Annotated in this window: 15 protein-coding genes; 6 read left to right on the forward strand and 9 right to left on the reverse strand. The window is 69.6% G+C overall.

Annotated elements, in window-relative coordinates:
* Window positions 1-121: 121 nt before the first annotated feature.
* The 5 genes from C475_RS15200 to C475_RS15220 all read right to left on the reverse strand — a co-directional run bounded on the left by C475_RS15200 (window position 122) and on the right by C475_RS15220 (window position 6,029).
* Window positions 122-916 carry an SAM hydrolase/SAM-dependent halogenase family protein gene (locus C475_RS15200; protein ID WP_006884741.1) on the reverse strand — a complete coding sequence of 265 codons (795 nt, stop codon included), beginning with the start codon at window positions 914-916 and terminating at the stop codon, window positions 122-124.
* 78 nt (window positions 917-994) lie between these two features.
* On the reverse strand, window positions 995-2,038 hold the full coding sequence (locus tag C475_RS15205) for an ABC transporter ATP-binding protein (protein ID WP_049930708.1): 1,044 nt from the start codon (window positions 2,036-2,038) through the stop codon (window positions 995-997).
* Window positions 2,031-3,773: an ABC transporter permease gene (locus tag C475_RS15210; RefSeq protein WP_006884743.1), complete on the reverse strand. Its 1,743-nt coding sequence runs from the start codon at window positions 3,771-3,773 to the stop codon at window positions 2,031-2,033. The genes C475_RS15205 and C475_RS15210 overlap by 8 nt, the downstream gene beginning before the upstream one ends.
* Window positions 3,774-4,967: a thiamine ABC transporter substrate-binding protein gene (locus C475_RS15215; protein WP_006884744.1), complete on the reverse strand. Its 1,194-nt coding sequence runs from the start codon at window positions 4,965-4,967 to the stop codon at window positions 3,774-3,776.
* Window positions 4,968-5,150: 183 nt separating this feature from the next.
* Window positions 5,151-6,029 (reverse strand): aldo/keto reductase, encoded by an 879-nt coding sequence (locus tag C475_RS15220; protein ID WP_006884745.1) that lies wholly within the window; start codon window positions 6,027-6,029, stop codon window positions 5,151-5,153.
* 147 nt (window positions 6,030-6,176) lie between these two features.
* Here C475_RS15220 and C475_RS22430 point away from each other — a divergent pair, with 147 nt between their 5' ends.
* Window positions 6,177-6,716: a multiprotein bridging factor aMBF1 gene (locus tag C475_RS22430; protein WP_082223331.1), complete on the forward strand. Its 540-nt coding sequence runs from the start codon at window positions 6,177-6,179 to the stop codon at window positions 6,714-6,716.
* 41 nt (window positions 6,717-6,757) lie between these two features.
* Here the strand turns inward: C475_RS22430 and C475_RS15235 are convergent, their stop codons facing one another.
* Complete coding sequence (locus C475_RS15235; protein WP_049930710.1) at window positions 6,758-7,318, reverse strand: response regulator transcription factor; 561 nt, start codon at window positions 7,316-7,318, stop codon at window positions 6,758-6,760.
* Between the two features lie 151 nt (window positions 7,319-7,469).
* On the opposite strand from C475_RS15235, the gene tpiA reads away from it, so the two are divergent.
* A complete protein-coding gene (gene tpiA / locus C475_RS15240; RefSeq protein ID WP_006884749.1) occupies window positions 7,470-8,117 on the forward strand; it encodes a triose-phosphate isomerase in 648 nt (215 codons plus the stop codon).
* 1 nt (window position 8,118) lies between these two features.
* Here tpiA and C475_RS15245 read toward each other — a convergent pair whose 3' ends face one another.
* A complete protein-coding gene (locus C475_RS15245; RefSeq protein ID WP_006884750.1) occupies window positions 8,119-8,478 on the reverse strand; it encodes a DUF7344 domain-containing protein in 360 nt (119 codons plus the stop codon).
* A 58-nt stretch (window positions 8,479-8,536) separates the two neighbouring features.
* Window positions 8,537-9,199 (reverse strand): helix-turn-helix domain-containing protein, encoded by a 663-nt coding sequence (locus C475_RS15250; protein WP_006884751.1) that lies wholly within the window; start codon window positions 9,197-9,199, stop codon window positions 8,537-8,539.
* Between the two features lie 250 nt (window positions 9,200-9,449).
* Between C475_RS15250 and trxA the strand changes: the two genes are divergently transcribed.
* From trxA to C475_RS15270, 4 genes are all read left to right on the forward strand, one after another.
* Window positions 9,450-9,806, forward strand: a complete 357-nt coding sequence (trxA, locus tag C475_RS15255) for a thioredoxin (RefSeq protein WP_006884752.1) — start codon at window positions 9,450-9,452, stop codon at window positions 9,804-9,806.
* Between the two features lie 31 nt (window positions 9,807-9,837).
* Window positions 9,838-10,218, forward strand: a complete 381-nt coding sequence (locus C475_RS15260) for a hypothetical protein (RefSeq protein ID WP_006884753.1) — start codon at window positions 9,838-9,840, stop codon at window positions 10,216-10,218.
* Window positions 10,219-10,296: 78 nt separating this feature from the next.
* Window positions 10,297-11,580 (forward strand): MFS transporter, encoded by a 1,284-nt coding sequence (locus tag C475_RS15265; protein ID WP_006884754.1) that lies wholly within the window; start codon window positions 10,297-10,299, stop codon window positions 11,578-11,580.
* A gap of 98 nt (window positions 11,581-11,678) precedes the next feature.
* Window positions 11,679-12,236, forward strand: coding sequence for a sugar O-acetyltransferase (locus C475_RS15270; protein WP_006884755.1), 558 nt, complete (start codon window positions 11,679-11,681; stop codon window positions 12,234-12,236).
* A gap of 25 nt (window positions 12,237-12,261) precedes the next feature.
* Here C475_RS15270 and C475_RS15275 read toward each other — a convergent pair whose 3' ends face one another.
* Window positions 12,262-14,367 carry a helicase HerA domain-containing protein gene (locus tag C475_RS15275; RefSeq protein WP_006884756.1) on the reverse strand — a complete coding sequence of 702 codons (2,106 nt, stop codon included), beginning with the start codon at window positions 14,365-14,367 and terminating at the stop codon, window positions 12,262-12,264.
* Between the last annotated feature and the right edge of the window lie 87 nt (window positions 14,368-14,454).

Raw genomic sequence — 14,454 nt, forward strand, 5'->3', positions numbered from 1 at the left:
GGTCGGTCGATACGGAAATGACGGAGAGCAATCCGTATGAAGCCCGCCTCGGGGCGGGCGTCGCCGTTCGCGGCGTAGCGGACGGCCACCGCTGATTCGGTATCAAGAGCGGCGGCGCCGGCTACCACTCCAGCAACAGACTGTCGCCGACCGACAGGCCGAACGCCTCGTCGCCGCGACCCCTGTTGACGGCGAGTTCGACGTTGCCGTGGCTGCCGACGGTGACGAGCCTGTCGCCGGGGTCGCGGGCCGCGTACGCGTCGCGGAACGGGATCAGCTCGTCGTCGACCCGGACGCCGTCGGAGTCTCCGACGGAGTCGCCGGGGATGTTCGTGATGACGTTGCCGAACCCGTCGACGACGAGCACCTCGCCGCGGGCACCCTTCGCGACGACGTCCGGCTCCGGGAACCTCAGGTCGACCCAGTCGCCGGTCCGGTGACAGCGGTCGAGGGCGGCCGGGCCGCCCTCGTCGTGTACGTCCGCGGCCGCCGGCGCGAACACGTCCCGGCCGTGGAACGTGTTGCTCGCCGTCGCCGCGTCGTCGTAGTCGATCTCCCACACGTCGAAGTCGTCGGTGCCGGGGCCATCGCCGGATTCGGCCCCCGCGTCGCCTTCGCTCGCGAGTTCGCGCGCGACGGGGATCGCGACGCCGTTGTCGGGGGCGATTATCTCGTGGTCGCCGGCCTCGACGACGACCGCGCTCCGGTCGGTCCCGACGCCGGGGTCGACGACGACGCAGTGCGTTGCGGGCGGGAAATAGGGCAGCACCTCGCGCAGCCAGAACGCTGCCGCCCGAACGTCCTGCCGGGGGAAGTCGTGGGCCACGTCCTCGATCCGAGCGTCCGAGCGCGAGCAGATCACGCCCCGCATCGCTGCGGGGTACGGGCTCGGGAAGTCCGAAGCGAGCGTTATCATACCCGTTCACACGGCGATTCGGCGGTTAATTCCCTCGGTCTCCCGCCGATCGGACGGCCCCGACCGTCCCCGAACCGCTCACAGCACCCGCGCGTCTCCGGGGTCGAACCCGAGCGACAGCGCGTCGCCGTCGTGAGCGTCGGGCGTCCGGAAGACGACGGTCCGGTCGCCCCACTCGGCGTAGTAGCGGGTGGTCTCACCGAGGAACTCCGCGGTGTCGACCGCGACCTCGAAGCGGTTCGCGTCGGCGCCGACGCGCAGGTCCTCCGGGCGGACGCAGAAGGTCAGGCGGTCGTTAGCGCCACCGGGTCGGTCTCCGCTCCCGTCGTCGATCCGGAACTCCGTCCCGTCGACCGACACCGCGGTCCCGTCGCCGTCGCGGCCGACGACCTCGCCACGGAAGAGGTTGTTCTCGCCGACGAACGAAGCGACGAACTCCGTCGCGGGGCGCTCGTACACCTCTCGGGGCGTCCCGACCTGCTCGACGGCCCCGTCGCTCATCACGGCCAGGCGGTCGGAGATGGCCAGCGCCTCCGCCTGGTCGTGGGTGACGTAGACGGTGGTGACGCCGAGTTCGGTCTGGATGCGTTTGACCTGCCGGCGCAGCGTCTCGCGCAGGCGGGCGTCCAGCGCGGACATGGGCTCGTCGAGCAGCAACACGTCCGGGGCCGGCGCGAGCGCGCGAGCCAGCGCGACCCGCTGTTGCTGGCCGCCCGAGAGCTGGTCGGGCTCGCGGTCGCCCATCCCCGAGAGGTCGACCAGATCGAGCAGGTCGGTCACGCGCTCGTCGACGGACTGGCCGTCGGGCGGGTCGGCGAACTTCAGGCCGTAGGCGACGTTCTCGCGGACGCTCATGTGCGGGAACAGCGCGTAGTTCTGGAAGACGATGCCCACGTCCCGCTCCTCGGTCGGGACGCCGGCCACGTCCGCGCCGCCGAAGCGAACGGTGCCTTCGGTGGGCGATTCGAGCCCGGCGATGGTTCGGAGGGTCGTGGTCTTGCCACAGCCGGAGGGGCCGACGAGCGTGAAGAACTCCCCCTCCGCGATGTCGAGGGTGACGCCGTCGAGCGCGACGGTGTCGGCGAAGGCCTTGCGGACGCCCGCCAGTTCCAGGTCAGCCACCGAACCCACTCCCCTCGCCGAGCCTGTCGATGATCACGAAGCTCACGCTCGTCACGACCAGCAGGACCACGCCCATCGCAGTCGCGGGGCCGAGCCGTCGGCCGATGAACCGCTCGATCGCCACTGGCATGGTGTAGCTTCCGTCGCCGGTGGCCAGTATAACCGTCGAATCGAACTCGCCGATACTGATGGCGAAGGCGAAGGCCGTCCCCGCGAGGACCGCGGGAACCACGAGCGGGAGTTCGATGTCGCGCATGACGCGAGCGCGCGAGGCGCCGAGCGAGCGCGCCGACTCGACGATCGAGTCGTCGATGCCGGCGAGCGCCGGCGCGACGTTGCGCGTGACGAACGGGTAGGCGCCGACGGCGTGGGCGGCGACGATAGCGAGCGCGCCCGTGACGGTGAAGCGGTAGCCGAACGCCTCCGTGCCGAAGACGAACCCGCGCAACAGGCCGAGCCCGACGACGACGCCGCTGACCGCGAACGGCGCCATCGAGAGCGTGTCGATCAGTTTGCGACCGCTGAACTGTCGGGTGCTGACGATGGCCAGGAACACCCCCATCGGCACGGCCAGGAGGAGCGTCCCCGCGCCGAATAGCAGGGAGTTCGTGACGGCCGTCAGCGGTTTGACCTGGAATGCGTAGGCGCTGGCCTGTCGCTCGACCAGGAAGCGGTAGTTGCGGAGCGTGAACCCCTCGGGACCGGTGACGCTGCTGACGATCAGGCTGACGATGGGGAGGACGAACACGACGAGGGCGACGACGGCGTAGCCCCAGGCGAACAGCCGCCGTTTCGTCGCCGGGCCCAGCAGGTCGATCCGGTCGGGCGGGCGCGCGGCGCCCGCCGCTCGCTGGCGCGCCTCGTATCGCAGGTAGGCGTAGGTGAGCGCCAGCGAGAACAGCATCTCCATCGTCGCGAGCGTCGACGCGGTCCCGTAGTCGAGCTGGCTGATACGGTGGTACACCCACACCTCGACCGTCGCCAGCGAGAGCCCCCCCAGCGCGAGAACGATGGCGAACGACATGAACGAGAAGATGAACGTGAGCAAGGCACCGGTCAGGATCGCGGGGAGCAACTGCGGGATCACCACGTCCCGAAACGCCCGCAGCGGCGACGCCCCCAGCGAGCGTGCGGTCTCGGTCATCTCCGCGTCGATGCCTTCCCACGAGGCGGCGGTGATCCGCGCGATCAGCGGCGCGTCGTAGAAGGCGTGAGCGAGGACGATGATCCCGAGCGTGCCGGTGAAACTCGACACTTGCAGGCCCAGCGACTGCAGCGCCCCGGTGACGACGCCGCTCGCCCCGAACGTGGCGACGAACCCGATCGCGACGAGGATCGTCGGCATCACGAACGGCAGGGCCGTCAGCGACCGGATCGTCCGGCGGCCGGGGAACTCGAAGCGGGCGAGGACGTACGCGCCGGGCAGCCCCAGCGCGATGGCGGCGATCGTCGATAGCAACGCCTGGTAGGCGGTGAACCCGAAGAGGCCGAGCCGGTAGTCCGGGAACGACCGGACGACGACCGCCGGGTCGTCGAGCGCCTGGGCGAACACGCCGAAGTAGAACGGGTCGCGCAACACCTCGACGACGGTCGCAAGCGAGTAGGCGCCGTCAACGCGGACCGCCTCGACGAGGACGGTCCCGACCGGGTAGAAGAACATCAGCGCCAGCAGCGCGAGCGTCACGACTGCGAGGGCGGGGGCGCTCAGCCGTTCGGCGACCTGCCTGGCGGGCATCTACTGCGTCGCGATCTGTCGGGACCAGTCGCTGAGCCACGGCTCGACGTTGCCCATGAGCTCGTCGTACCCGAAGCTGACGATCTCCTCGGGCTCGTACACGAAGTCGTAGTACTCGTCGGGGAGTTCCGCGTTGTCGACCGCCGGGAGCGCGACGTTGCGCTGGGCGATCTCGGCCTGGACCTCCGGCCGCAGGACGAAGTCGATGAACTCCGTCGCCAGTCCCAGCTTGTCGGTGCCCGCGAACGGCGCGGCGCCCTCCAGGTACGCGTAGCCCGAATCGTTCAGGAACCCGACCTGGTGGCGAGCCATGTCCTGGTCGTAGCGGTTGGCGTACACCTGGTCGGTCGAGAAGGAGACGACCATCGGCGCCTCGTCGTTCGAGTAGGCGTCGTAGGCCGTCCCCCAGTCCTGCAGGATGCGCGTCCCGTTGCCCATCAGGTCGCTCCAGTAGTCGAGATAGCCGTCCTCGCCGAACTGGTCGATGGTCCAGAACATGAACTCCAGGCCCGTCTCGCTGTTCTGGGGGTTCGGCACGAGCAGCCCGTTCTCGTAGGGGGCGCTCGCCAGGTCGTCGAACGTGGTGGGCGCCTCGACGCTCCGCTCGTCGAGGGTGTTCTGGTTGTAGACGAGGCTGATGTAGGAGGCGCCGACGGGGATGGCGCGTTCCTGGGGGTCGAAGCGGTAGTCATCGACGATTGCGCCGGCGTTCGAGAGGTCGGCGGTGTCGACGCTGGTGAACAGCGAATCGCCGTCGCCGACCGCGCGGTCGGCCCTGACGAGGTTCTCCGGCGCCAGCCCGAGGAACAGGTCGGTGTCGATGCTGACGCCCTGCTGGCGCCGCTGGAGGAAGTAGTCCATGCTGCTCTCGGGCGCGAACCACTGCAACTCGGCGTCGAACTCCGACTCGAAGCGCTCCTTGAGCCACGCCCCCGGGCTCGAACTCGGCGCGTCGACGAACGACGGGTAGGTGCCCACGCGCAACAGCGGCGTCCCGCCGGAAGCCGTCCCGGCCACCGTTCCGTCGGCGGTCGCGGTCCCGTCGGTCTCCGTGGCGGTCCCCCCGCTCGCTGGCGTGTCGGTCGACCCGCTCCCGGTATCGGTCGAGCCGTCGTCGGTCGATTCGGCGCTACACCCGGCCATCAGTCCGGCCACACCCGCACCCGCGGCCGTCAGGAAACGACGTCGGTCCATAACCGAGGAATATCGATGGCGAATGAAATACCTCGCGATCCGGAGTCGGCGATTCCGGACAAAATCGCCCGTTCTGGAACGTGAACGTGCAGGAAAGGACAACGAAACGGAACGAACCGGAACCGTCCGGACCGAAGTCCGGGGAACCTGGCGACTCACCGCAGTCAGCCACCGGGGTCCCGATCAGATGTCGACCGTCGGCACGGGCGACTCCTCGGAGCGTCGTTGCTCGACCATCGCGTCCTGTTCCTCGTCGTCCATCGGCTCGAAGTCGGCCGCGGCGTCGAGGATGTCGTCGACGAGGCGCGGGTCGCCGGCGTTAGTCAGGGTCGTCACGCCGTCTTGAGCGAGCGTGAAGCGGAGCGAGCGCCGGAGTTCCGCGGGGTCGTCGTACGGCTCGTACCAGGTGTTGTACGGGCGTTCGTCCTCGGCCAAGTTGTCGGGCCAGGGCTGCTTCGCGAACGTCTTGATCGCCAGCACGCCCATCCCCTGCTCGGAGAGTTCGCGCGCGAGCGCCGGGAACGCGTGGGCGTCGTCGTCGTGGGCGGCGACGGTGGCGTTGACTGGGAACATCGCCGTCTCCAGGTCCGGGATGCGGTCGACGGCCTCGCGGATCACCGCGGGGCTGCCGTGGCTCGTCAGCCCGATGTGGTCGATGATGCCCTCTTCCTGGGCCTCGCGGTAGGCCTTCAGCGCGCCGTCGTCGGCGGTGATCGCGTCGACCTCCGACGACTCGGTGACGGCGTGGAACTGGTAGAGGTCGATGTGGTCGACGCCGAGGCGGTCGAGCGACGCCTCCAGCTTCTCCCAGGCGCCCTCGTAGCTCCGTTCGAGCGTCTTGCAGCCGAGAAAGACCTCCTCGCGGCGGTCGGCGAGCGTCGGTGCGAGCTTGACCTCGGCGGTGCCGTACTGTGGCGCCACGTCGACGTGGTTGACCCCGCGGTCGAGGACTCGCTCGGTCATCTCGTCGGCCGCGTCCTGGTCGAGGAAGTCGAGCGCGATAGCGCCGAAGGTGAGGACCGTGCTCTCCTGGCCGGTGTCGCCCAGCGGTCTGGTTTCCATACCCGCCATAGGGCCGAGAGCGAGAAAAACCCCGGTGACCCGACGCGTGCGTCCGGATCGCGTTCGACTACCGCGGCGGCCCCCCGTCGGGCGCGTGTGGTCACTACTGGCGCATCCTTTATGACCGGTGACCGGCAAGGGGCGATCATGGTTCAGTGTGAGATGTGCGGGAGCGAGACGAGTTCCCCCAACCGCGTCAAGGTCGAGGGGGCGGAGCTCGACGTCTGCGACGAGTGTACCGACTTCGGTACCGAGGTCAAACAGCAGTCATCGTCGTCGGCCTCGACGAAGTACTCCACGTCGTCGTCGGGCTCGTCGTCGAGTTCCTCCGGCTCGTCGTCGTCCGGGTCCTCGTCGAGTTCGGGCGGGTCCTCCCAGCGCCGACGGGACATGTTCGACGAGATGGACGAGCTCGCCCAGGACTACGACGAGACCGTCCGCACCGCCCGCGAGTCGGCGGGCATGAGCCAGGAGGACCTGGCCCGCAAGCTCAACGAGAAGGCCAGCCTCATCCGGAAGATCGAGCGGGGCGACACGCTCCCGAGCGACGACGTGCAGCGCAAGTTAGAGAGCGCGCTCGACGTGAACCTCTCGGCGGGCGGGACGGCCGACGAGTCCGAGTGGTCCGGCGGGGACTCGACGGGCGAGTACACGCTCGGCGACGTAGTCGAACGGAAGGACTCCTAAATTCCGGCCCCCGAGCGCGCTCTGGGCTCGACCGCGGCCGCTCATTGCTTGTTGGCGACGTAGTCGTCGCCGAGGTCGTCGGCGATCCCCTGGATGGTCTCCTCCATCTCGGCGATCTCCCGCTGGAGGCGCTGGAAGGTGTCGCTGTCGGCGAGTTCGGATTCGGTCTTCTCGACCTGCAACACGTTCCGTTTGAGCTTCTTCGAGGTGAGATCGCGCTTGCGGTCGGTGTACTCCGAGAGCTTCAGCAGCCGGTCGACGACCTCGGTGAGGCGGTCCCGGGTCACGGGCTTGACGACGTAGTCGTCACAACCCATGTCGATGATATCGAAGTCCGGATCGACGGCGGTGACCATGGCGACCCGACACTGCAGTCCTCGCTCCTCGATCTCCGCGAGGACCTCGTTGCCGGAGACGATGGGCATCCGCCGGTCGAGCAGGACCACGTCCAGGTCCGAGGCGAGCATCTTCATGGCCTCGACGCCGCCGTAGGCGGTGCGCACGTCGTACTCGTTCTGGAGGTACTCCGTGTACAGCTCGGCGAGGTGGTCCTCGTCCTCGACGACCAGCACCGTCCCACGTTCGGCGGTCCCCTGTGTCACGACGAAGTGATCTTGCGAACAATCCGCCTTAACTTCTCCCCCCTCGCCGCGCGAACTAATCTGACAGCTGACAGCCTTCGCGGGCGCGACTCCCTCGCAGGTCGTCGCCGCACTCGCAACCTATTTGCCCGTCGCGGTTCGCCACTCGGGTATGTTCGTTCTGGTCAACCTGAAAGCCTACCCGTGTGACCCAGTCGAGATCGCCGAGGCGGCGGCCGACGTGAGCGACGAGACCGGCGTCCGAGTCGCCGTCGCGCCCCAGGCCGCCCACCTCTCGGCGGTCGCCGAGACGGGCGTCGAGACGTGGGCCCAGCACGTCAGCCCCGTCGAACACGGCAGCCACACCGGCAGCACGCTCGCCGAGGCCGTCGCCGACGCCGGCGCCGAGGGCACGCTGATCAACCACTCCGAGGCCCGCCGGAAGCTCGCCGACATCGACGCGAGCCTCGACGCGGCCGAGCGGGCGGACCTGGAGACGGTCGTCTGCGCGAACAATCCCGAACAGGTCGGCGCCGCCGCGGCGCTCGGGCCCGACGCGGTCGCCGTCGAACCGCCGGAACTCATCGGAACGGGGACGCCCGTCAGCAAGGCCGACCCGGACATCGTCACCGACGCCGTCGAGGCGGCCGCGGCGGTCGACGAGTCGGTCGACGTGTTCTGCGGCGCCGGCATCTCGACCGGCGACGACCTCGACGCCGCCGCCGACCTGGGCGCGACCGGCGTCCTGCTCGCCAGCGGCGTCGCGAAGGCCGACGACCCGCGGGCCGCGCTCGAAGCCCTCGTCGAGCCGCTCGCCTGACTCAGTCGATCGAGGGGAGCTCGACCGCCTTCTCGACGACTTCGGGGTCGGCCGCCAGCGATACCGTCTCCGACTCGGGGTCGTAGACGACGATCCCCGCGTCGGCGAGTTTCGGTACGTGGACGTGATAGAGCGCGGTGATCGTCGAACGGACGAGCGACTCGGGGGCCGACCCGGGCCCGTCGTGTTTCCGCGCCGCGAGCGCGTCGGCGACCGACGACAGGTGAACCGGTCTCTCCCGGTCGGTCAACAGCGCGAGGACGAACCGTCGGTCGGCGACGGCCAGCGCGGCGTAGACGAGGTCGACGTCGGCTTCGGATAGCTGTGAGAGGGTGACGGTCGTGGATCTCTGGCTGCCCATCGTGTCTTCGAAGAGGTCCCCGGGACGGTTCAGCCACCGCCTTCGATCGTACCGCCGTTCAAGTGCCCTCCGCTTCCTCGTCGAGCAACAGCGCGTTTCGGACGAGTGTCGCCGAGCCGCGGCGGACGCGTTGGGACGCCGCGTTCCCGGAGATGTCCAGTCGCTCGCCGAGTTCCGTCGCCGACGCGCCGCGCGGCACGTCGAAGTAGCCCGCACGGACCGCCGTCGCGAGCGCGTCGTACTGCTCGGCGGTCAGTCCGTACTCCCGCTGGTGCGGATCCGAGGGGTGCCACAGCGAGCGCACTTCGAAGCGGCGACCCGTCTCCTCGAAGTGTTCTCGAAACGACGAGACCATTCGCTCCTCGGCGAACCTGAGCCGGAGCGACCAGGTGTCCTCGCTGGCCGACGCCTCCAGGATGGAAGCGTGGTGGTCGATCATATCGTGGATCAGCTCCTGAAACGGCTCGTCCCAGACGATCCGAAACATGGCCGCGTCGTCGGTCCGCTCGGCGACGGAAACGGTCTCGACGGCTGGTGCGTCGCGAAACGCGCTCTCGAACGCATCGAGGTCGCCACCCGTGACCCAGAGGAAAGGGAACACCTCGCGCGGACTGTGAGTCGCCTGGCGGTCCGCCTCGATCCGCGTCTCCGGGTGGCTCGCGAGCGCGTCCGCGAGCGCGAACGACGCCGCCGGCACCGTGAAGTCGCCGATGACACTCACGGAACTGATTGGGGCCGAAGCCATAAAAGCGACCGTCACGCGGGGATCTCCCGTCATCGACCGGTGCTGATCGCGGGCCGGACCGACCGCTTTCCGACCACTGTATTGTGGGATATGAACAATACAGAGTGCGTAATCGTGTCTCTCGATGTCCCGAGAGGAGTGTGTGGCGGCATCTTGGATTCCGGACGGGGCGGTATTGTACTAAATACCCAAAATTATAAAGCAGTGGCGGCCGTACGATGGGACGATGGCAACCGAGACAGCGAACGGCTCCGAGGCTTCGACGGACGTACCGGTGGCGGTGAACGGCGAATCCGATCTGGACGAACTGGTCGCGACGGCGGACGTAGTGCTTGCGGACTTCCACGCGGACTGGTGCGGTCCGTGCAAGGCGCTCGAACCGGTGGTCGAGCGGATCGCCGAGACGACCGAGGCGACGGTCGCGAAGGTCGACGTGGACGAAAACCAGGGGCTCGCGTCGAGCTACGGCGTCCGCGGCGTTCCGACGCTCGTGTTGTTCGCCGACGGTGAGCAGGTCGAACAGGTCGTCGGCGCACAGCCCGAGGCCCAGCTGCGCGAGCTGATCGAGGGCTACACCGAGTGATGGCCCGCGACGGTACTCCGGAGGCGGGCAGATGACCGGGACCGACCGCGCGGTGAACACCACCGATCCGTCGACGGTCTCGGACCCCGCCGACCGGATCGTCGTCTCCTTCCGGTCGCCCGAGGTCGACGCGGACGGCGACGACGGGTGGTGGGTCGCCGACAGCGCCTGGGTCGTCGAGAAGATGGCCGAGCGTTCCTATCGACGATACCTCCGCTGGGCCCACGCCGGGCCCGTCGCGGTCGGCGACGAGTGGGAGGAGTTCGTCAACTGCGGCTGCGCCAGCCCCGAGGACGTCGTCCTCCGCGTCGAGGCCGTCGAAGGCGGCGCCGCGGTGGGCGCCGCGACCGACATCGAAGTCGTGCCGCGCAAGGCGGTCGTCGACGGCGCGGTCGCCGGCGCCTCGGCCTGATCCGACCCCGATCGTCGCCCGACCCGCCCTCGCTTCCGCTGCCGGAGGGTATTTCCTCGGCTCGTCGCTAGGCGGGGCATGGTCGACGACGCGGGTCGGGACGAGTCGAGCGACGACGCGGACGGTGACGGCCCGGGCGACGACGGGGCGGAGGACGCGGTCCCACCGAGTTCCTACGCGCTGGTCGTCCTCGGCGCGGTGAGCTACCTCCTCTTGACGGCCAACTGGTTCGCGCTGGCGGCCTTCCTCGAACCAATCGGCCGAGAACTCGGGCTCTCGGACACCCAGTCCGGCGCGCTCGTCGGCGCGGTCCCGCTCACGTACGTCCCGCTCTCGCTGTTGTCCGGGCTCGCGCTCGACCGCATCGGCGCCCGTCGGGGCATCGCGCTCGCGGCCGGGATCTTCGGCGTCGCACAGTTACTCCGTTCGGCGACGACCGGTTTCGCCGGGATGCTGGCAACGACCGTCCTGTTCGCCGTCGGCGCCACGGGGATCACGTTCGGACTCCCGAAGCTTGTCGCGAGCGTCTTCCCCTCGCGGCTGCTCGGCACGATGTCGACGGTGTACATCCTCGGCTCCTACGCCGGGACGGCCGCCGCCTACAGCGTCGGCCGCGCGATACTCGGTCCAGCCCTCGGCGGGTGGCGCCCGACCTTCCGGGCGCTGGGCGGCGCGGCGCTGGCCTTCCTCGTCGTCTGGGTGCCCGTCGCCGTCTGGCACGCTCGCCGGCACGGGACGCCCTACGGCGACGACGCCGACTCGGAGTTCTCCCTCGGGTCGCTCCGCGCGGACGTGGCCCGGGTGTTCTCCCACCGCGTCATGCGCCTGCTCGTCGTCGTCGGCACCGTCTACCTCCTGCTGAACCACAGCCTCCAGGGGTGGCTCCCCACGCTGGCCGGCGCGCGCGGCGCGACGACCGCGAGGGCCGCGACCGTCGCCACCCTGTTCGTCGTCGGCCAGGCGGCCGGGACAGTGGTGGTCCCGCCGCTCTCCGATCGACTGAACCGGCGCCGCGGCGCGGTCGTCGCCTGCGGCGTCGCGGCGCTGGTCGGCCTCGTCGGCCTCGCCGTCGGCGGCGGCGTCCTCGCGGCGAGCGCCGCCGCGGTCGTCGTCGGGACCGGCGTCGGCGGCGTCTCCCCGCTCGTCCGCGCTATCCCGACCGAGATCGAGGAGATCGGCCCCGGACTCACCGCGACCGCCGTGAGCCTCGTGTTCGCCGTCGGCGAACTCGGCGGCTTCTTCGGTCCGTTCCTCGTCGGCGGCCTCCGGGACCTCACCGGCTCCTTTCTCCCGGGGATCGCCCTGTTGGCCGTCGGCGCGCTCGCGATGGTCGCCGCGGGCCTGCGGCTGCCGGAGATCTGAGACGCGGTGATTCGGGGACGGTCCCGACCCGCGTTTCCAACCGATTCGCCGGCAGGGACAGCACAACTCAGTTGTAGCGGGGACGACTCCCCGCCGGTATGGACAGCGAGCGCGAGAAGATGCTGAACGGGGAGTTGTACGACGCGAGCGACCCGGATCTCGTCGCGGCCCGACAGCGGGCGCGAGAGCGTACGGCGACGTTCAACACCACGGAGCCGGGCGAGACGGACCGACGCGAGAGGCTGATCCGCGAGCTGTTCGGCGCCGTCGAGGGGACGGTACACGTCGAGCCGCCCTTCCGGTGTGACTACGGCGAACAGATCCGCGTCGGTGACGGCTTCTACGCGAACTTCGACTGCGTCGTCCTCGACGTCTGCCCCGTCGAGTTCGGCGAGAACTGTCTCCTCGGACCCGGCGTCCACGTCTACACTGCGACGCACCCGCTCGACCCCGAGGAGCGGGCGAGCGGGCTCGAATCCGGACGGCCGGTCTCGATCGGCGACCACGTGTGGATCGGTGGACAGGCCGTGATCAACCCCGGCGTGACCGTCGGCGACGGCGCGGTGATCGGGTCCGGCGCCGTCGTCACCGACGACGTGTCCCCGAACGTCGTCGTTCAGGGGAACCCCGCCGAGGTCGTCAGAGAGATAGAATAGCGCCGCAGTCCGAACCGACGACCCGTTAGTCCATGATCTCGACTTCGTCGTTGCCGGCCGCGGCGGAGATCTCGTCGTCGGCTCCCTCGCTGTCGGAGTCGTCGGCGGCCAGGTCGTCGAGAGCGGGGCCAGTGGATTCGTCTCCGCTGGCGTTCTCGGTCGGCACGTCTTCGGCGCCCTCGTTCTCGGCTGGCATGTCCGCGGCGTCCTCGGCCGGCGGGGCTTCGAGGTCGTCGCCGTCGAGCGCGCGCTCGACCTGCCGGACGAACGAGTCGACCGACTCGCAGTCGGTGCGCTCGGCCAGGAGCGCGGGGACGCGGTAGTCGTAGCGGCCGCGGCCGACGTGCTCGACGAGCCCGTGGACGCGTAGCCGCCGATTGCGGGCGTACGCGCCGGTTCGGTCGTCGGACCCGCCCGCGGCGAACAGCGCGTCCATCGGCGTTCCGGGGCCGTGGTCGCGGTAGTACCGCAGCATCCGGCGAGTCTCGGGCTCTAAGTCCGCCAGGTCGTCGGCGATGTCGCGGGCGAACGCGGCGGCGTCCTCGACCGCCTCGTCGTCGATGGCCGTCGACGTGCCCGCCTCGAAGGCGTCGGTCGCCCGGTCGCCCAGCGGGTCGGTCTCGACGCCGTCGAACCCGCGGGTCATCGACGCGTCGTCGCCGCCGTCGAGCCCGTCGTCCGGTCGCGCGGCGGTGCCGCCGTCCGTCGCGGCGCCCGCCGCGGGTTCGGCGTCGTCGTCGGCGAACGCCTCGGCCATCCCACCGAAGGACATGCCGTCGTCGCTCGGGGCGGCGTCAGCGCCCGGCTCGGAGGTCGCGTCGTCTCCCTCGTCGGCGTCGGGGCCGCCCTCCCAGGCTTCGGCGCGGGCGGCCTCGTCGCCCGGCCAGGTCATCGTCGAGCCGTCGTAGCCGTCGTCCTCGCGGGCGGTTTCGTCGGGCAGCGGCGGCTCGTCGTCGACGGGCGCCTCGGTCGGCGCGGCGCCGTCGGCCCACTCGTCGGCGTCGTCGAGCGACGACTGATCGCCCGTCGCGGCCGCGCGGCGGTCGCGCATCCGCGCCTGTTCGGTGCGACCGGGGTTGGCGCCCTTGACGTGGTCGACCAGCGCCTGCGTGAACTGGTCGGCCATCCGCTGCATGTCCCGGGCGTCCTGCAACTCGGCCTCCAGCTCGGCGATACGGGAGTTCTTCTCGTCGAGCTGGTCGCGCAACTCGGCGATGCGGTCCTCCGTCTGCTCTTTCTCCTCGCTGATCTCGGCGAGTTCGGAGACCAGATCGTCGCTGACCGATTTGAGGTCGGGGCGTTCGAAGTCGTCGAGGCCGGGCGTGGCGCCGGCGTCGAAGGTCTGCTTGCGACGGAACTGGACCCGCTGGATCTCCTCGGCCCAGTCGTTCATCATGAACGCCTCGCCGTCGTCCAGGTCCTCGACGGCGGAGGCGTAGTCGCCGTCGAGCACCCGTTTGACGACCTTGGTGTCGTTGTTCCAGGTCAGCCGGTGCCAGACGAGCCAGTCGCACTGGGTGATGAAGTCCTTCTTCACGTCGGCCGGGCGCTGGCTGATGCCGACGATGCCCAGGCCGTGCTTGCGGCCCCGTTTCGATATCTTGATGAGCATCTTCCCGCACTCGCCGACGCTGCCCTTCTGGGGGATCCACTCGTGGACCTCCTCGACGAGCATGAGGAAGGGCTGTTTGAGCTTCTTGGCCTTGGCGAACAGCCGCTTCGATACTTCCGTCAGGAGGTCCGCGGCCTCGTCCTCGTCGAGGAACGAGGAGACGTCGAGGATGATGGGGACGTTCTGTTCGAGGGCGAGCGTGGCGATCTTCTCGGCGTGCTCGACGGTGACCTGGATGTCGCACTCGTCGTCGGCGCCGGCGTGGAGGATCTCGTACTCCTCCTTGAGGCCGTAGTACTCGCCGTCGATGTCGACGATGAGCATGCCGAAGCCGTTGTCGAGCAGTTTCTCGACGACGACGCTGGCCGTGTTGGACTTGCCCGAACCGGACTTGCCGGTGACGAACCCGCGGCCGGTCAGCAGCTCGACGACCGGCAGGTCGACGGCCCGGCCCGGCTCGCCGCTCCCACAGGGTCCGTCGCTCACGTCCGCGACGGTGATCGACTCTGTCTCTGCCATTACCGATCGAAACCCGCGGCCGAGCCATAAGCCCCCGTCAGACTTCCGTCTGACGCGCGGAAATCGGCCGGTCGGCGGGCGATCGCA

Source organism: Halosimplex carlsbadense 2-9-1, from assembly GCF_000337455.1.
GTDB lineage: Archaea > Halobacteriota > Halobacteria > Halobacteriales > Haloarculaceae > Halosimplex > Halosimplex carlsbadense.